At 64.0% G+C, this 18,512-nt stretch carries 9 protein-coding genes and 1 tRNA gene; 2 read left to right on the forward strand and 8 right to left on the reverse strand.

Translation table 11 applies throughout. The annotated features are described in order from the left end of the window. The first annotated feature begins 58 nt into the window (after positions 1 to 58). The gene (locus tag G3N59_RS07665) at positions 59 to 1,357 is read left to right on the forward strand and encodes a gallate dioxygenase (RefSeq protein ID WP_205981968.1); all 1,299 of its coding nucleotides are present in this window, start codon (positions 59 to 61) and stop codon (positions 1,355 to 1,357) included. Between the two features lie 176 nt (positions 1,358 to 1,533). Here the strand turns inward: G3N59_RS07665 and G3N59_RS07670 are convergent, their stop codons facing one another. Beyond that, the gene (locus G3N59_RS07670) at positions 1,534 to 3,621 is read right to left on the reverse strand and encodes an EAL domain-containing protein (protein ID WP_205981969.1); all 2,088 of its coding nucleotides are present in this window, start codon (positions 3,619 to 3,621) and stop codon (positions 1,534 to 1,536) included. Positions 3,622 to 3,959: 338 nt separating this feature from the next. On the opposite strand from G3N59_RS07670, the gene G3N59_RS07675 reads away from it, so the two are divergent. Then, positions 3,960 to 4,037, forward strand: a tRNA-Gln gene (locus G3N59_RS07675). A 569-nt stretch (positions 4,038 to 4,606) separates the two neighbouring features. Here the strand turns inward: G3N59_RS07675 and G3N59_RS07680 are convergent. Genes G3N59_RS07680 through G3N59_RS07710 form a run of 7 tightly spaced genes read right to left on the reverse strand, consistent with a single transcriptional unit; the run spans position 4,607 to position 18,511 of the window. Then, a complete protein-coding gene (locus G3N59_RS07680) occupies positions 4,607 to 4,876 on the reverse strand; it encodes a hypothetical protein (protein ID WP_205981970.1) in 270 nt (89 codons plus the stop codon). A gap of 26 nt (positions 4,877 to 4,902) precedes the next feature. Continuing rightward, complete coding sequence (locus G3N59_RS07685; RefSeq protein WP_205981971.1) at positions 4,903 to 5,646, reverse strand: outer membrane lipoprotein-sorting protein; 744 nt, start codon at positions 5,644 to 5,646, stop codon at positions 4,903 to 4,905. A gap of 41 nt (positions 5,647 to 5,687) precedes the next feature. Further along, positions 5,688 to 6,938, reverse strand: a complete 1,251-nt coding sequence (locus G3N59_RS07690; protein ID WP_205981972.1) for an FtsX-like permease family protein — start codon at positions 6,936 to 6,938, stop codon at positions 5,688 to 5,690. Then, positions 6,938 to 7,711 (reverse strand): ABC transporter ATP-binding protein, encoded by a 774-nt coding sequence (locus tag G3N59_RS07695; RefSeq protein ID WP_241023257.1) that lies wholly within the window; start codon positions 7,709 to 7,711, stop codon positions 6,938 to 6,940. The genes G3N59_RS07690 and G3N59_RS07695 overlap by 1 nt, the downstream gene beginning before the upstream one ends. Then, complete coding sequence (locus G3N59_RS07700; protein WP_205981973.1) at positions 7,708 to 9,504, reverse strand: 4'-phosphopantetheinyl transferase superfamily protein; 1,797 nt, start codon at positions 9,502 to 9,504, stop codon at positions 7,708 to 7,710. The genes G3N59_RS07695 and G3N59_RS07700 overlap by 4 nt, the downstream gene beginning before the upstream one ends. Beyond that, the gene (locus G3N59_RS07705; RefSeq protein WP_205981974.1) at positions 9,504 to 10,733 is read right to left on the reverse strand and encodes a 3-oxoacyl-[acyl-carrier-protein] synthase III C-terminal domain-containing protein; all 1,230 of its coding nucleotides are present in this window, start codon (positions 10,731 to 10,733) and stop codon (positions 9,504 to 9,506) included. Before G3N59_RS07705 ends, G3N59_RS07700 begins: the two co-directional genes overlap by 1 nt. Further along, the gene (locus G3N59_RS07710) at positions 10,730 to 18,511 is read right to left on the reverse strand and encodes a type I polyketide synthase (protein ID WP_241023258.1); all 7,782 of its coding nucleotides are present in this window, start codon (positions 18,509 to 18,511) and stop codon (positions 10,730 to 10,732) included. The genes G3N59_RS07705 and G3N59_RS07710 overlap by 4 nt, the downstream gene beginning before the upstream one ends. Position 18,512: the final 1 nt, after the last annotated feature.

The following is an 18,512-nucleotide window of genomic DNA, read 5'->3' on the forward strand; positions in this document are numbered from 1 at the left end:
ATTAAGTCAAAAATCCCCATCCAGAGAAATCCCAGATACCCCAACAAGGAGGAGACGCATGGCCACGCTCGTCGGCGGCATCGCCGTTTCGCACACGCCCACCATCGGATTCGCGCTCGACGCGCACAAACAGGACGACCCCGCGTGGGCGCCTATTTTCGCCACCTTCGAGCCGGTCAAGAACTGGTTGCGCGAGCAACGACCCGACGTCATCGTCTACGTCTACAACGACCACGTCACCTCGTTTTTCTTCGACCATTACTCGGCGTTCGCGCTCGGTATCGGCGAGCAGTACGCGGTTGCCGATGAAGGCGGCGGCGCGCGCGATCTGCCCGCTATCGGCGGCGATCCGCGTTTCGCGCAGCATCTGGGCATGAGCCTAATGGCCGACGAATTCGACATGGCGTTCTTCCAGGACAAGCCGCTCGATCATGGCTTTTTCTCGCCGATGTCGGCCCTGCTCGATCACGACGCCGAAGGCTGGCCCGTGCGCGTCGTGCCGCTTCAGGTAGGCGTGCTGCAATTCCCGATTCCCAGTGCGCGCCGCTGCTATCGGCTTGGACAGGCGCTGCGCCGTGCAATAGAAAGTTATCCTGACGATCTGCGCGTGGTCGTGATGGCAACCGGCGGCCTGTCACATCAGGTGCATGGCGAACGCGCGGGCTTCAACAACGTCGACTGGGATCGCCAGTTCATGGATGCGATCACCAACGACCCCGAAGCGCTCGCGCAGATGACACACGCCGAACTGGCGGAACTCGGCGGTCTGGAAGGCGCGGAAGTCATCATGTGGCTGATCATGCGCGGCGCGCTCGCGGGCAACGTCAAGAAGGTGCATAGCGGCTACTATCTGCCGTCGATGACGGGCATCGGCACGCTTGTGCTCGAAAACACCGCCACGCCGCTGCCGGGCGCGGCGCAGGCGCGTCACCGCGCGCATATGGCGCAGCAACTCGAAGGCGCAGCGCGGCTCACCGGCACGTATCCGTTCGATCTGGCATCGAGCGTCAAGGCGTACCGGCTCAACAAGTATCTGCACGCGATGATCGGTGCGGAGCATCGCCGCGCGTTTCTCGATGATCCCGAGCGCTCGTTCGAAGCGGCCAATCTGAGCGATGAGGAAAAAGATCTGATCCGCCGACGCGACTGGCGCGGCCTGATTCACTACGGCGTGATCTTTTTCATGCTGGAGAAACTGGGCGCGGTCGTGGGCGTGTCGAACCTTCACATCTACGCGGCCATGCGCGGAGAATCGCTCGATGCCTTCCTGCAGACGCGCAACACCAAGGTGCTCTATTCCGTCACGAGCAACACCAGCGAGGCGACGGGCTGGAGCGGCAACGACCCCGCAAAATAAGGCCTGGTAGCGGCGCTCCACACAGCGCCGCTATGCCGATGCAAGTGTCTGCGGCTCGCCGCGCCGCAGACGCACAAAGCCCGCCTGCAGCGCGAACCGCTTGCCAGGCACGATGCCCTCTATCGGCCGGGTGCATTCCACCGTTCAATCTCCAGCTGGACGAACCGCTCGCCCTACTAGCTCCGGAGCGCTGGCGAAGCCGTCATGGCGCGCCGGAATTCGTCGCCCGCAAGCGGCGATCCGCACAGAAAGCCCTGCATCTGATCGCAATCGAGCGCGAGCAGCTTGAGCGACTGCGCGACGGTCTCGACGCCCTCGGCCACCACCTCGATACCGAGCACGCGCGCGAGCGCCATCACCGCCGACAGCAGCGCTGAACTGCGCGACGACGTATCGTCGAGGCCGCTAATGAAGGCGCGATCGATCTTGATCTGATCGACGCGAAAATCCTGCAGATGCCCGAGGCTCGACAGCGCCGTGCCGAAATCGTCGAGCGCCACCGCATAGCCGCGGTCGCGCAGCGCCTGCACGATCTCGCGTGTGCGATCGACGTCCTGCATCGCGGTGGCCTCGCTGATCTCGAACATCAGCCGCTCCGGCGGCACGCCCGCCGCCGTCACCATCCCGTCGATACGCTCGACGATACGCGGCAGATTGAACTGCATCGCCGAGAGATTGATCGCGATGGACATCGGCCCGAGCCCTTCGCGCTCCCATTCGACCAGATGCGCGCAGATCCGGCTCAGCACCCAGTCGCCGATGGCGATCATCAGGCCCGCGCGTTCGGCGATCGGAATGAATTCGAGCGGCGGCACGTTGCCCAGCACCGGATGGGTCCAGCGCAGCAGCGCTTCGGCGCCGGTCATGGCGCGGCCATCGACGGTGTATTTCGGCTGGAATACGAGGTCGAACTGCGCGTTGGCCAGCGCCACGTGCAGATCGCGCTGGATATGCAGCGAGCGCAGCGTGGAGCGGCTCATGCTGTCTTCGAAACGGCGGAAGGTGTTGCGGCCGCTGCGTTTGGCGGCGTACATCGCGCAATCTGCGTGGCTCAGCAAGGTGTCGAGCGACACGGCCTCGTCGTGCGCGAGCGCAATGCCGATACTCGCACCGATGCGCACCGGCAATGCCTCCGCCAGCACGAACTCATTGGCGAGGCTGGCGAGAATGCGCCGCGCGATGGTGTCGGCGGTGTCGCCCATATCGCCGCCGGGCGCGCCGGATGCGCCCGCCGCCACGACCACGAATTCGTCGCCGCCAAGCCGCGCCACCAGATCGCCCTGACGCGCGCAATCCTCGATGCGCTTCGCCGCCTGGCGCAGCAGATCGTCGCCGATCCGGTGGCCGAGCGTGTCGTTGATCACCTTGAAGCCGTCGAGGTCGATGAACAGCACGGCAAGCGGCTCGCCAGCGCGGGCGCTGCGTTGCGCGAGTTCCTTCGCGCGCGCCATCAGATAAGCGCGATTGGGTAGATCGGTGAGCGCGTCGTGGGTGCCGAGATGACGGATCGTGTTCGCCGCGCGATCGAGCGAGACGGACAGGCGATTCGCCTGCGTGCCGAAAATCCATAAGGTGCCGATCAGCACGACCGTCGAAGCCACGCCGACAATCAATGCGAGCGCATTTGCATCGACCTTGTGCGCGCTCAGGCAGCGGCTGCCCTCGGCGAAGGTGGCGGCGCTCATGCCCGTGTAGTGCATGCCGCTGATGGCGAACGCCATCAACGCAGCGGCGGCCAGACGTTTCCAGACGATGTTTTCGCGGTGCGAGTCGCGCAGATGAAAAGCGAGCCACAGCGCGGCAATGGAAGCGCCAATCGCCACGGCCACCGATAGCGTTACGCGCGTGGCGTCGTAGTCGATGGACGGCGACATGCGCATGGCGATCATGCCGGTGTAGTGCATGGCCGCCACGCCCAGCCCCATGACGGTGCCCGCCGCCAGCAGCCGGCGCGCCGAGAGACAGCCCCGGCTCACGGTGGCGAGCGCGACCAGCGCGGCGAGTACTGCCAGCGCCAGCGAAGCCGTCGTCATGTCGAGGTCGTAACCCACCGCAATCGGCAAGGTCAGCGCAATCATGCCGATAAAGTGCATCGACCAGATGCCGATGCCCATTGCGCTGGCGCTGCCTGCAAGCCAGACGTGGCGCCAGCGGCTGCTGGTCACTGCACTGAGCATGGCGGCGCCTTCGAGTGCCGTAAACGAAGCAAGGAAGGCGACCACCACCGACAGACACGTCAACAGCGGGTTATAGACACCGTTCATTCGTGGCCCTTTGCGCGCTTATTGCTTTTGCGCGTCATTATGATCAAGTCTCTTTTCCGAACCTGCCAGCCAGCGCGTGTTATCGCAGCCGACGGCAGGCACGCGCCGCGTCTCTCAGCGCGGCGTGGATTTTTTATTGCTTCGGACGCATCGATGCGTAACGACTACCGTTATAACGGTCGATGCGGACAGATCTGAAGGGCATACAACGGCGTTTCTCTTTCACGGCGTTACAGGGCCGCCGACGGCACATTACGGATGCTCGCCTGGCGATAGCGAAATCTTGCGTTTTTTTATTTGCATATTTCCGATCCTCTGTTATTATCTCGCCCCTACGTAGGGGAGTCGCCAAGCTGGCCTAAGGCACCGGATTTTGATTCCGGCATTCGAAGGTTCGAATCCTTCTTCCCCTGCCACTTCTTTCTTGTCTGCGCTTCTTTATCTGCGTTCAGGCATTCATCAGCGATACGATCGAGTTCATTGCGTACGACGTGCATGCCACCGTCGCCAATGTCACTCAGCAAATCGGCGCTATCCAGCAGTAAATTCCGTATATCCGTGTCGAATGTGCCGCCCAGCGCGATTGAGCGCAGGTAACGCGCGTCGTTGTGCGCGCTTGAGATATCGTCCAGCATCAAATCCGCAGCGGCAACGAGGCGAATGTCCTCATACAGCCTGCGCGATGATCCCGCGTAAATCGTGCGACTCCCGTAACGTTGCGCAAACCGTCTGAACGCGGCGCTACGCAGCCCCCATAAGCTGCCGTGCAGCACGAAATGCACGGATGGAATTCGCGCAAGCCGCTCCATATCGGCAAGTCGCGACGTATCGTTTTCGTTCGCGAGGCTCTCGAGTCCTGACATCACGAGCACGGCGTCGCGCCCGCGCCCCAACGCTTCCCGCACCCGTTCGCGCTGCGCGCATGCGAAGTGACCGCGCCACGGCTCGCGCGGATCGTTCGCCGCACGCTCCTGCGCCACGCCATCTAGACGATATGATTGGCAATCCATACGATCTGCAGAATGAGTTTTCGATCGTCGAGGTCGAGTGCGTCGTCTTCGCAGATCGCCAGTTGTTCGAGCGACAACGACAGGCTGTGAAAATTGGGCGTAGACGGCGAGACGATCGGCCAGTTGCGCATTAAAAACGTGAGTGGAATGACGCTGCGCCGTTCGCACCAGCGCTCGAACAGCGCACCGCATAACTGCTCGAGTTCCGCTGCCAGGCGCATATGCCGCCTCATGTACTCGTCCATGAACGGCTCCTTCTGGCAGCGGGCGATCAGCGCATGAACAGATTCAGATCGAAAACATAATCCGGCAGCGACGAAATCTGCGGATTGCTCAGATTCAGATACGTGATGTCGCCGTTCATGAGCGTGCTGTGAAAGGTAATCTTCGAAATAAACGGGCGCACCTGGCCATCTACCCTCACCTGGTTGTCGTAGTCCATCGTCGACGACTTGAACTTCTTGCCCGATACCGTGTAGTACTCGGCCATGACGCCCAGCAAGCGCTTTTTCGACACCCAATACTTGATGCGGTCGTACGTGGTCTTGTCGCTTTTCGCCTTGAGGTCGAACACATAGCAATCTTCGCCATCGACGGTTTCATCGGCCAGTTGCGTGGCTTCGTAGTCTTCCGCGTAATTGGTCGACGCAATATCGCCATACGCCGCATCGCCCAACAGTTTCTGCCGTTGCGAAATCGGCACCGGTTTCGACAAGCCGGGTTTGTAGAACCACATGCTCGAACTCAGCATCAACAGTTTCTGGCCGCGATACTTCGGCGGCGCGAGCGACAAACCCGATACATCGAAACCGCGCGCCTTGATTTCGTACGACATGTTGTCGAGCACTTCATTGTTTTCCATCGACTGCACGTTCACCTGCCACGACACGCCCGCAACGTTGCCGCGCGCCTCGTCGGCGGCCTTGAGGATTTCGTGCGGCGTAAGCGACGCGTGCACCGCGGCCGCCATCGCAAGACCGGCCAAAAGCCCGGCGACACGGAAGATGCGCTTCATGATCGTTCTCCTCGTTAAAACGACTCCACGTGGCGCGTGGCTCACGCATAACCCAGCGCGCTCACGATCACCATGCGCGCGGCCTTGCGCGCCGGCATCAGCGAGGCCACCAGCGAGAGCGCCAATAGCGCCAGCACGCTGTAAATCCAGTAGTGCGGTACGAAATAGATCTGCAGCGGCACTTCGCGGCTGATCTGCGGCGGCACCCACGTGGGCTGCAATGCCGCCACGGCCCACAGCACGCCCAGATTCAGCAAGGCGCCGAGCAGCGCGCCGAACACGCCCAGCATCAGGCTCTCCAGTGCAAACAGCCCGACGATCCCGCGCCGCCGCACGCCCAGCGCGCGCAGCGTGCCGATTTCACGCGTGCGCTCCATGATGGCCATCGTCACGGTGTTGACGATGCTCATCACGACAATCGTGAACACGATCAGGAAGGTGATGAGAAAAATCACGTCGAACATTTTCTTCACCTTCGTATAGAACGGCGAAAGCTCGTTCCACGTCTTCACGTCGACCGCAAGACCGGCGGCCTCGAACTCGCGCGCGAGTTCCGACTGCATGGCGACGGTCTGCGCATCGTCGCGCAACAGAATGGTCAGACGGTCGACGTTGGTGGTGTCGTAGAGGCTCTGGGCGAACTTGAGCGGCACGGCCGCAAAGGAGTTTTCCAGCGCTTCATCGGGCGCGTCGATCAATTGCACGATCTGCGCATCGAGCGCGTTGATCTGGCCGGAAACCGTCGGCGACATCGCCACTGCGCCGGAGCCCAGCTTCAGGTTCAACTGCTGCGCCAGTCCATGTGTAATGCCGATGCCGTAATCCAGTCGATCGGACAGCGGTTGACCGTCATAGAGTTTCGCGCGCCCCATAATGCCTACCGCGTGACTCGCAATGGCCTGAATATCGCCGGGCACGCGCCCTGGCGCGAAGAAGATCGTCGATACCTTGCCATTGCTCAGTAGTCCGGATATCTGTAACTGGGGCGTGACGACCAGCACTTCGGGATGACGCGCAAGCATCTCGCGCATCTTCCTTACATCGGCTTCCGAAAGCAGATAACGCGTGGGCTCCAGCTTGCCATGCAACAGAAAGCCTTGCTTGAACACCGTGAGATGGCCGTTCGCTTCGGCGTAGATATAGCTGTCCTTGAGGCTCTGGAAAATATATTGCGTAAAACCGCCCAGCGTGTTCACCGCCAGAAAACCCATGCCGATCGCGAGTATCGTAAACAGCGAGCGGCGGCCATTGCGCCAGAGATTGCGCAGCGCGAGCTTGAGCCAGGTCGTCATCACACTCTCCCGGTCATCGAATAGTTGAGCGTGCCGTAATGGCGGCTTTGAACCTGCGGCGTATGACTGCAGTCTTCGATCAGCGCGCCGTCGCGCATCATGATGCGGCGATCGACGCGTTCGAGCAGGCGCTCGTCGTGAGTGGAGAACACGAATGTCGTGCCTTCGCGCGCGCTGATACTGCGCATCAGATCGATGATGCGGTGCGCGTTATGCGAGTCGAGATTCGCGGTCGGTTCGTCGGCCACCACGAGGCGCGGGTTCGCAATCAGCGCCCGCGCAATCGCCACGCGCTGCTGCTGGCCGCCCGAGAGTTTCGATGGCCGATGCGCGGCGAACTCGGCCAGTCCCACATCGGCTAGCCGTTTTTCGGCCGCTTCCACGCACGCGCGCGAAGCGCGGCGGCCCACCTGTAGCGGCAACATCACGTTTTCCAGCGCGGAAAGCACCGGCAGCAAATTGAAGCCCTGAAAGACGAAGCCGATCTTGCGATTGCGCGCCTGACTGCGGGCGTCGTCGCTGAGCATGGCGGCGTCCTGGCCTTCGAACAGCACCATGCCGGAGCTAGGCGTGTCGAGCAGGCCGATCAGATTGCACAGCGTCGACTTGCCCGAGCCCGATGGCCCCCAGGCGGCGACGAATTCGCCGGGCTGAATCGAGACATCGACGCCCTTGAGCGCGGTGATCTGCGACTCGCCAAGCTGATAGCGCTTGACGACCTGACGCATTTCCACCAGCGGCTCGCTGGCGTGAGTCATGGCGAGTACGGTCATGTGAGGCTCCTTGTGTCATCGCCGCTCTGGCGGCAAACGGCGACGATCATCGCGTTGACTGGCCAGCTGCTGACCTGCGCCTCGCGCCCGCTGCCGCCATCGCGCATCCGCAGCGTGCCGCCCGCTTCGAGCGCCACCGCTTCGAAGCGATGCGGCCCGGACGCCACGCCCGTACCCAGACATTTGCCGAGCGCCTCTTTCGCGCACCAAAGCCGCGTGATCCAGACATCGCGCTGTGGCAAGCCCTCCAGCAAGGCACGTTCGGAAGCCGTCGCCATCGCGCGCACGAAGCCGTCGTCGCGGCGCGCAACCGGTTCGATATCGACACCAATGGGTGCGCCCTGCACGATCGCCACGGCTTCGCCGCCGCTATGCGCGATGGAAAGCGAAGGCGCGACCGGCTCAGGCCAGTGCGTGGCGAGCGGCTTTCCGCGCGCGTCGTTGCCAATGGCGAACGCCGCCGGATGCAGCGCGCCGCTGCTGCTGCCCGCTACCTGCGCGCGCCAGGCACGCAACGCGTCCTTTGCCGCAATACGTCCGAGCAACCAGGTCTTTTGCCGCCCCGGTTCCGCGTGCTGGCCCGCCTGCTGCGGAAGGCGGCTGAACATGGCCATTTCATCCGCTGTCAGGTAATGACGCGCAAGCAGTTCCACATCGAAACCCGCAAGACACGCTTTCGTCACGTGCCGCGCGACGGCATCCGCATCGGCCGCGCCTGGCGGCAATTCGAGGTCGTCGCTGAGCAGATAGCGCGCCGGTTCGCGACGGAACGCCACGAGTTTGCGATCCCACTGGAAACGCCACGAGCGCCATTCCTTGACGCGCAACCAGACGCCGCCCTGGCCGTCCTCGATCTCCACGTCGGCGGCCAGCATCTTGCCCGTGCCGCTCGTCACCTTGATGCGCATCGGCACACACGTGCCGGGCGCGGGCGTCGGGCGGTAGAACTCCATCTTGCCGAGGCCGATCGGAAACACGACGCCGCCCTGCTGCGAAGTCCACACCGCCATCGCCTGCCCGACGGCATCGAGCAATGCGGGGTCGGTCAGCAATTGCGGCTGCGTAGTCGAACGCAGCAGATTCGCCGGCGAATTCACCAGCAGATCGGCATGAACACCGTGTTCGCCCACGCTCATTTCACCGGTCAGACGCTGGAATAGCGGACCATGAAACAACTCGCGCTCTTCGTAAATACGTCCCGCCGATAGCTTCGTATTGGCGCGCGGCATATCGAACTGCATGCCCAGATCGAGCTGATAGCGCGAACTGAACAGCACTGTCGAACTGATCGACGGCTTCGTTTCGCCGCTCGCATAGACTTCCACGTCGATGCGGCAGATCGCACGCGCGGGATCGACGCTGCGAATCCGCCCTTCCACGCGCAGCGCCAGCGCATCGGTATCGGCCAGCGCGATCCAGCGCGCGGCGCACACCTGCTCGAAACCGATCAGGCCGTAGCCAGGCGCGAGACACGCGGCGGCCTCGGCCATGATCTCCAGGCTCACCGTCATCGGCACCACGGGAAAACAGGCCGAAAGCGGTTTGACGCCGTTCGCATGCACGAAATGATGATCGGCGAGATACAGGTCTTCATCGAGCGATAGCCGATGCTCGACCGTCACCGCAACGCCCGGCTCGTAGCGCGCCACATCGCCGACAAACGGCAGCACGCGCGCCCGTGCCTGCGTCTGTTTCTGCGTGCTCGCGATGGTTTCATCGTCGGCGAATTCCGCAGCCGCGCGTACTTCGTGCAGACGCGCAACGATCGGCATGCCGTGGTGGTGGTTATGCATCAGACTTTCTCCATCACGAGGCCCGTCACCGTCATGCCGGGTCCGAAGCCCAGCGAAACCACGCGCGTGCCCGGCGTGATCGCCTTCTCTTCGACAATGCGCTTGAGAATGTAGGGAATGGTCGCCGAGGTCATGTTGCCGTTATCGCGGAACACTTCCTTGCTGATGCCGACGTAGTCGTCGCGCAAGCCCAGTTCGTCCTGCACGTGTTCGACGATGCGCGGCCCGCCCGGATGAATCGCAAACACGATGCTGTGCTTTTCGCGCTCGAAATCGATGCCGACGCTTTGCAGCAGCGAGGTCACGAAACGCCGTACATGCTGCTTGATCACGATGGGCACGCGGATCGTCAGCGTCATCTGGAACTGATGCGGGGCCGGTATTTCGGTCATTTCATCGGCGGAATCGGGCAGCAGATGTTCGTCGAAAGCCAGCACGCGCAAGCCGCGCAGACCGTGCGAGCGCACGTATTCATCCGAACACACCGAGTATTTGATAAAGCCGTCGCCGAACAAGGTCATGGCGACGATGTTCTGCGCGCTGCCGTCTTCGAGGTTGTGATGCGCCGAGAGCAATTCCGTATGCACGATATCGACGCGCTGCTTGGGCGGCGTCACGCCGAAATGCGACGACGAAAGAAAACCGTGCGCCATGCGGATCGCCGGAAACGCGCCATAGCAGCCCATGTGATAGCTATGCGTGACGGTGGTGTCGAACCATTCCTTTTGCGCCACCATGCGCTCCACAGGGCTCGGAGAAAGATAGCCGGTGCTGGTCACGTGAATCATGTCGTCGGGCGCATCGGCAATGCCGTCGTACATTTCGGCGAGGCAATCGCCCACCACCTTGGCATAACTCTCATGACGCTCGCGGATATTCGCGCCTTTCGGGTCTTTCAGATCGGGCGAATGCAGGCGCAAATGACGATGCTCGGGCGCGGGGTCGGCCAGCACGAGTTCGCCATCGACAAAACGGATATCGCGCAGACGCGGAAAGAACACGAGCTGACGACGACGGATCTGGTCGGGCGTCACGGCGTAGCGCGAGAATTTCTCCCTGAAATCACGCACGGTCTGGCGGATATGGTCGCGCGCCTGGATATCGTGCGTGCGGCAAAAGCCCATGGCGAGCGCATACGAACTCACTTCCAGCGTAATGCGCTGCGCGACCGGCTTGGCGACCTGGGCGGGCCAGAAGTTCGCGAGAACGGGCTTGGCGAAAGTATTCATTTGAGCGTGCTCCCCTGATGAGTCTGGCGATGATCGTGACGTTCCTGGCCGAGCCGCAGCGAGGCGATCTGCTGGATGCTCGAAGAAATGACGAGTTCGGGCGTGCCGCTCGCGCCGCGCTCCAGTTCGGCCATGAAGTGCCGGCGTCCCTGCTCGACGGGAATCGGCCGTATCGAGCGCGACGCGTAGAGACGGCGCAATGTGTCGCTCACCATGCCCGCGTCCCACGGCCCCCAGTTGATCGAGAGAGCGTGCACGTGCGGCCACAGATGGCACAGGCGGTCGGCGAGCTTGTTGAGCACTTCATTGGCCGCGCTGTAATCCGACTGGCCCACATTGCCGAAGCGCCCCGTCACGGAAGAGAAAAACACGATGAACTTCAGGTGTTCCGGGCGCAGCCGCCGTTCGAGCACGAGTGCGGGCGTGACCTTCGTATCGAACACCGTATCGAAGGCTTCGAGCGGCTTGTCGGCGATCAGCTTGTCGCTGATCACGCCCGCGCCGTGCAGCACGCCATCGATTCGCCCGTAACGCGCGTAGAGTTGATCGATTAGCTGTTCGAACGATTTTTCGTCGCGCACGTCCAGACTGTGATATTCGATGGTGGCGCCCGCCGCGCGCATTGCCGCGAGATTCGCGCGTATCTCGCGGTTGCGCAGAATACGAGTGTAAACACGGTCTATTTCTGCTGGCGTGACCTTGTCGTTACTTGCCCGCAACGCGCGGATCAGCGCCTGCTTGAGCGCGCGAGGATCGTCGATATTCGCGGTCGTAGCGTCTTCGTCGGCGGGCAGCGGGCTGCGCCCCACCAGAATCAGCTTCGGACGATAGCGTTCGGCCAGCGCGCGGGTCACGTCCGCCGTGATGCCGCATGCACCGCCCGTGACCAGCACGACTGCATCGGCTTCGAGCGTGAGCCGCGAAAGGTCCTGTCGCGCCGCGCCGTTTCGGCGCAGATCGAGCAGCCAGCGGCCTTGCTGCGTATACCCCACTTCCACGCCGGGCCGGCCGCTGCGAATCTCGTCGATCACCTGCGAGGCCTGCGTGGCGGCATCGAGTGCGGGATCGACATCCACGCATTTGACTTTCACGTCCGCCCATTCGCGCGCCGCCGATTTCGCCACGCCCAGCACGCCCGCGCGCCCGGCTTCGAAGGCACGCGACCGGCTCAGACCGAACTGGCCGTCGAACGCCGTCACGTTGACGATCCACGCGCCGCCGTTCACGCGCGCCTTCAGGTCCGGCTCGAAGGCCTTGAGCAGCAGGAACAGCGCGCGGGCGTCGTGGCGATCTTCATGGGACGGATCAGCCGTCGCGCCCATGACGTTGATGAGCGCGACCGGCGGCGCAGTGCATTCGTCGATCACCAGATCGCGTAATGGCTTCACGCTTTCCAGCGAGGACAAATCCACTTCGTAATGCTTATCATCGATTACACGCGTATGCGCGCCTGGCGCGAGACGGTGCACACTCGCGCCGTATCCGCCAAGCGCTGTCGCGAAGGCGTCGGCCAGCGGCCCGGCGCCCACGATCAGCACATCCGCCTGGGCGAACGGATTGCCGGACTCGCCCTCCCCGTCGAGTCCGGCCGCCACGGCCTGCACCGCATAGCATTGCACCGGATCGACGTGCGCGAGTTCGCCATCGGACTCCACCGCTTCATTGAACGAAGTCGGTGGAGCCGAGGCTTTTTTTGGCGCATGCCCTCCCGCGATCGCGCTCACGCTTTCTTCAGGCGCGTGCGTAGTGGCCGCCGCTGTGCCCGTCATGCTCGCGTACCACGCGACGATCTCGTTGAGCGATTTCAGGCCGGAAAGCGCTTCGATCACGGCTTCCTCGTCGCGATCGCCGAGCAGGTTGAACTTCGTCGTCAGGTTGCTGAAGATCTCCACGCGCTTGATCGAGTCGATACCGAGGTCGGCTTCCATATGCGCGTCGGGGTCGAGCATATCGAGCGGATAGCCCGTGCGTTCAGACACGGCTTGCAACAGGTGCGCCCTGAACGCTTCCGTCGAAGCAGGATTGGCCGCGCCGGCAAGACCGGGCACGACGGCGATCACATCGGGGGCTTCGATCGGCGCGCTGGACGCAGTGGGCGCTACGCGCTGAGGTGTAGGTGTAGATGCTGGCGTTGGCGCGGGCGAGGTCGCCGCCATCACCACCGCCGTGATCTGCTGCGGCAGAACCGGCGTGGGCGGCGCGGCGTCGAGTGTCGTCGATACTGCCGCGGGTTGCGGCGTCGCGACGGCGAGCGCCACCGATGCAGTCAACGGCGCGGCGGCAGGCGCAGCAACCATCGGTGTGGCGACCATAGGCGTGGCAACCAGCGGCACCGCATACGGGGAAGCCGGCGGCAAGGAATCGGCGATCGCTACGCGTTGGCGCGGCGTCGCCACGAGTTGCGCCTGAAAGTCGAGGAAATGCCGCAGGCTGCGTTGCTGCTCGAATTGCAGTTCGAGCAGCCGGCTTACGCCGAACTGGATCTGCGCGAACTCGGTCTCCGAGCAGCGCTCGGTGACGGGTGGCGCGGCGCGCGCCATGCCGGCAGTCCCTTCGCCGGGTAGATTCTCCATTTTCATCGTGGTTCTCCTGTCGCTGAGGGTGGAGGTCGAAACAGGCAGCGCGGGCATCGCGGCTGGCACTGAAGGGACGATGGCCGGCGCCGGATCGGCAGCGGCAGGCGTTGCGAGTGGCGGGGGCGCAAGCGGCGCGGCCATGCTCGCCGCTGCCCCAGCAGGCGCTTCGGCCGATGGCGCTTGTACTGGCGCGGGCGCATTGACGTTGATCGATATGGTCTGGCGCCGCGTGGCAACGCGCGGCTGCGGCGCATGCCAGGGCTTCGCGCGCGCCGCGTTCACGCGCCAGATCAGCGGCCCCGGCGCATCGCGTTTCACGGCATCGGCGAACACCTCATCGACGCTCAGGTCTTTCAGGCCGCGATGCGCAAACCACGCATCGAGCCGCACCAGCAAGCCGAGCGTCTGCGCCTGCGCGAGCAGTTGCGCCAGTTGCAGCCCGCCCGGACGGCCAGGCGCGTCGAGGCCGAGCGTGGCATGCTTGCGCTCGCCCAGGATGCGATCGACCAGCCCGCCCAGCACGAGACCCGGCCCGCACTCGATAAACACGCGCACGCCTGCCTGATAGAGCGCTTCGATTTCATCGGCGAAACGCACGGGTTCGGCGATATGGCGCGCGAGCAGCGCACGCACCGCCTCGCCGGTTGGCGGATACGGTTCGCCGGTCGTGTTGCTGTACACCGGCACGCGCGGCGCGCTGAATTCGATGCCCGCGAGAGCCGCCGCGAGCGCATCGCGCGGGCCCGCCATGATGTCGCAATGGAACGCAGCGCTCACCGGCAGCTTTTTCACGCGCATGCCCGCGGCGGCGAAGGTGTCGATAGCGGCGTCGATGGCGTCGACGGTGCCGGAAACAATGGTCTGATCCGGCGCGTTGACATTCGCAATGCTCACAGCGAGCGCATGTTCGGCGATCATCTGCCCGACGCGCGCGCCATCGGCTTCGAGCGCGGCCATCGCGCCCGTGGGCGCATTCGCGGACAGCTTGCCGCGCAGCTTCGACAGGCGGATCAGCGCTTCGAACGGCAGCGCACCGGCAGCACACAGCGCAACGTACTCGCCATAGCTGTGACCCGCGACGTAGTCGGGATGCAGGCCGAAACGCGTCAGCACATCGAACGCCGCCATGCCCGTCATGCCCAGCGCGGGCTGCGCGATTGCCGTGTCGTTGAGCGCTTCCTGCTGCGCGTCGCGCTCGGCGTCGCTGAATACGGGCACCGGAAAGATGTGCGAGGCAATGCGCCGCGATGGCGTTTCGTCCGCCTCCGCCAGCGCGGGCGCTTCGTCGAACCAGCGCTGCAATTCGGGCATCGCCGTGACGAGGTCGCGCAGCATATTCACGCGCTGCGAACCTTGCCCCGGAAACAGAAAACACACGGCGCCGGGCGCTTCCTTGCGCTCGCTATAGAAGAGCGAAGGCGGCGCGCTGATCTCCGCGTGATCGGGCAGCAGTTCGAGCGCGCGCCGCAGTTTCTGGTGCAACTCCGCCACCGAAGCGGCCAGCACCACCAGCCGGCAGGCGTGCGAGCCGTTCACGCGCTTGACCGCCGCTTGCTCGCGATAAAGCGACCACGCCAGTTGCGCCAGATCGAGCGACTGGCTGCGCTCGAGCGCGAGCATCATCTGGCTGACCGCTTGCTCGATCGCGGCACGCGTCGGCCCGGCGAAGGCAAAAATTTCCACATCGCGCGGATTGAGATCGAGCGCGTCCGATGCGCGGAAACTGCCCGTATATTCGGCCAGCACCGTATGAAAATTGGTCCCGCCAAAGCCGAACGCGCTCACGCCGCAGTAACGCGTTTGCGCAGGCTGGCGACGCAGCCAGGGACGCGTCTGCGTATTCACATAGAACGGCGAGGTGGCGAAATCGATACCGCTCGCGGGCTTTTCCACGCCGATGGTCGGCGGCAGGACGCGATGGCGCAGCGCGAGCGCCGCCTTGATGAGCCCGGCCATCCCCGCGGCCACTTTCGTATGGCCGATCATCGACTTGACCGAGCCGACCGCGCATTCCTGGGTGCCCATCGCCGCTTCGCCAAACGCCAGGTTCAGCGCGGCGATCTCCGATTTGTCGCCAAGCGCGGTGCCCGTGCCGTGCGCCTCGATCAAGGTCACGGCGGCCGGATCGACACCCGCTTCCGCGTAGGCGCGCTTGAGCGCCTGCACCTGCGCGGGCGGATGCGGCGCGGTCAGGCTGCGATTGCGCCCATCGCTCGAACTGCCCATGCCCTTGATCACCGCATAGATGCGGTCGCCGTCGCGCTCCGCATCGGCGACACGCTTGAGCACCACTGCGCCTACGCCTTCGCTGATGGCGATACCATCGGCGCTATCGTCGAACGGACGCGAGCGACCGCGCGGCGAAAGCGCATAGGTCTGCGCGAAACACATGAAACCCAGCGGGCCGTTCGTGCCGTCGACGCCGCCCACCAGCGCGACATCCGCGTCATGACTGCGCAACTGGCGAATGCCCGCATCGAGCGCGGCGAGCGACGACGCGCAGGCGGCATCGACGGTGAAATTTGCGCCGCCCAGATCGAGCCGGTTGGCCACGCGCCCCGCAATCACATTGCCGAGGATGCCGGGGAAGGTGTCCTCGGTCCATTTGGGCAGCACATCGTCGTAAATCTCCGTGAGAAGCTGCTCGCGCGCTGCGTCGGAAAGACCGGGCACGTTGCGCAGATAATGCGGCAGCAGCGCGCGGAAATTGAAAATCGTGCCGAGATCGTTCATGCCGCCCACGGCGAAGATCGTCGCGGTGCGCTCGCGCGGAAAACCGCGCCGCTCGAAACCCGCGTCTTCGAGCGCAAGACGCGAGACTTCGAGCGCGAGCAGTTGCACCGGCTCGATCGACGCGACGCTCGCGGGCGCAATGCCATAGCGCTGCGGATCGAAGGCGATATCGTCGAGAAAACCGCCCCATTTCGAATAGATCTTGTCCGGCGTGCCGCGCTTCGGATCGAACAGATCGGCCACGCGCCAGCGATCGTCGCTCACTTCGCGAATCGCATCGACGCCGCGCAGAATGTTCTGCCAGTACTCGCGCATGCTCTGCGCGCCGGGAAACAGGCAGGCCATGCCCACAATCGCGATATCTTCGCGGCGCGTGCGGCCTGGTAGCGAGACCGGCCGCGCGCGCTTGCGCAGCAGCGCCTCGCTGCCCGCCGAGACGTTCTCGTGCAACTCCGCCACGCTGTACGTGCTCGTGCGCAGCCGCGCCACTTCGCCGAGCATATAGATGCCTTCGTTGCGCTGCGTGGCTTCATCGACTTCGACATAACCATCTTCGCCGCGCGCGAGTTCCGCTTCGCTGCGATGCGCGATGCCTTTCGCCGCAATGCGCAGCCGCCCGATATTCATCATTTCGAGCTTCATCAGCGTGTCTTCGTCGGAGCTGGACGCGAGAATGAGATCGCGGCGCACCTTGTCGAATTCATCGCAAAACGGCGTTTGCGCGCAACGCGTATACACGCCGACACCCGACTGCAGCAACGCCGTCTTCTCGCACGCCACGGCCTGACGCTGAAACTCTTCGACGATGGCGCCCTGCGCGACGATTTCGTGCGTGAACAGATACGCGGTGCCCATCAACACGCCGATCTTCATGCCGCGCGCGACCAGCGGCGCGGCCACGGCGCTGACCATCGCCGCCGAAAGCGCATCGTGCACGCCACCCGCGAACAGTACCTGAATGGATTCGGGATCCTTAATATCGGCGTTCAAAAGAATCTCTACCGCCGATTCCCACAGGATAAAGCTGGTTCGCGGGCCGGTATGACCGCCGCACTCGCTGCCTTCGAACACGAAACGGCGCGCGCCATCGGCGAGAAAACCGCGCAATAAACCCGGCGACGGCACGTGCAGATAGGTCACCGTGCCCGCTTCGTCCAGCTCGCGCGCCTGGCTCGGACGGCCGCCTGCGATGATCGCAAACGGCGGCTTGAACTCGCGCACGACTTCGAGTTGCGCCTGACGCATCTCCAGCGGCAAAAAGCCCAGAATGCCGACACCCCAGGGCCGCGCGCCGATGTGCTCCACCGTGCGTTCGAGCACCGCTCGCACCTGCTGGCCGCGCAGTACCGCGAGCGCTAGAAACGGCAGCGCGCCGCCTTCCGCCACCGCAGCCGCGAACGCGCCAACATCGCTCACGCGCGTCATCGGCCCCTGTGCAATGGGGTAACGCGTGCCGTGCCGTTGCGCAAGCGCCGCGTCCGGCGCGAGCGGCACCTGCGCGGCCGCCTGCTCTATCGCCGATGTCGCGTGTTCGCGCAGTGCCGTAATCATGCGGCCCACCGTGCCGTAACGCTCGGCGAAAACCGGCGCGAAAGCAATGTCCTGACCGAGCGCGATCAGTTGATCGTCGCCCAGCATGCGCGAAGCGAGCGACGCCTGCCAGCTTTCGCCTTTGGCGACGCTCACTTCGAGTTCGCGTAACTGCGCACGCCCCGAACGCGCGAAGAAGCGATAGAGCGTTTCGCCGCTGCCGATCAGCACCGTCTCGCTGCCGTCGAGCTTCGACCATTGCATGCGCTGCGCAGGCGTGTGAAACGGCCCTTCATCGGCCAGCCAGAGCGGCTCGCCCATCAACACGCCGGCAGCGCCCGCAAGCGCGGCGGCGGCCACCGTATGCAGGCCGATGCCGCCTTGAATCCACCACGGCATCTCCAGCTGGCCGCTGAATTCCTGCAGCAGCATGAACGAAGCATGCGTGCTCACACGTCCGCCCGCCTCGTGGCCTTTGACGATCACGCCGTCGAAACCCGCGTCCTGCGCCACTTTTGCGCCCTGCAGATCCTGCACTTCCAGCATGACGACGGTGGCCAGTTCGCGCGTGCTGTGAACGATGCGCGCGGCGGCGTCCGCGTCCAATCCGCCGAGCACGAGCAGCGGCACCGGCTGCGCATCGCCGAGTAGTGCAGATAAGGCCGTGCAGCCGCCCGACGCATCCGTGGCCGCGTTTATGCCTGCGCTTATGCCCGCGTTTATGCCCGCATCCCATCGCACGCCCCACGACGCCGATGGCGCGACGCTATTCTTCAAGCGCGTAATCGCTGTCTCGACGGCCGCGCGCGTCTGCCCAATACCCAGATCGAGTACGCCCGTCGCGCCCGCACGGCAGGCCGCGATGGCGATTTCCGGCGTGAGCCAGCAGGACGGCGTGAGCGCCATCACCTCGATCGATTTTTGTCGGGATGTTCTCATC

The sequence above is a fragment of the Paraburkholderia sp. Ac-20340 genome, assembly GCF_017104965.1.
GTDB lineage: Bacteria > Pseudomonadota > Gammaproteobacteria > Burkholderiales > Burkholderiaceae > Paraburkholderia.

What these genes read in the sequence shown, in the direction of transcription:
- G3N59_RS07665 (WP_205981968.1), top strand. Translation starts at nt 59, where the DNA reads ATGGCCACGCTCGTCGGCGGCATCGCCGTTTCGCACACGCCCACCATC.
- G3N59_RS07670 (WP_205981969.1), bottom strand. Translation starts at nt 3,621, where the DNA reads ATGAACGGTGTCTATAACCCGCTGTTGACGTGTCTGTCGGTGGTGGTC.
- G3N59_RS07680 (WP_205981970.1), bottom strand. Translation starts at nt 4,876, where the DNA reads ATGGACGAGTACATGAGGCGGCATATGCGCCTGGCAGCGGAACTCGAG.
- G3N59_RS07685 (WP_205981971.1), bottom strand. Translation starts at nt 5,646, where the DNA reads ATGAAGCGCATCTTCCGTGTCGCCGGGCTTTTGGCCGGTCTTGCGATG.
- G3N59_RS07690 (WP_205981972.1), bottom strand. Translation starts at nt 6,938, where the DNA reads ATGACGACCTGGCTCAAGCTCGCGCTGCGCAATCTCTGGCGCAATGGC.
- G3N59_RS07695 (WP_241023257.1), bottom strand. Translation starts at nt 7,711, where the DNA reads ATGACCGTACTCGCCATGACTCACGCCAGCGAGCCGCTGGTGGAAATG.
- G3N59_RS07700 (WP_205981973.1), bottom strand. Translation starts at nt 9,504, where the DNA reads ATGCATAACCACCACCACGGCATGCCGATCGTTGCGCGTCTGCACGAA.
- G3N59_RS07705 (WP_205981974.1), bottom strand. Translation starts at nt 10,733, where the DNA reads ATGAATACTTTCGCCAAGCCCGTTCTCGCGAACTTCTGGCCCGCCCAG.
- G3N59_RS07710 (WP_241023258.1), bottom strand. Translation starts at nt 18,511, where the DNA reads ATGAGAACATCCCGACAAAAATCGATCGAGGTGATGGCGCTCACGCCG.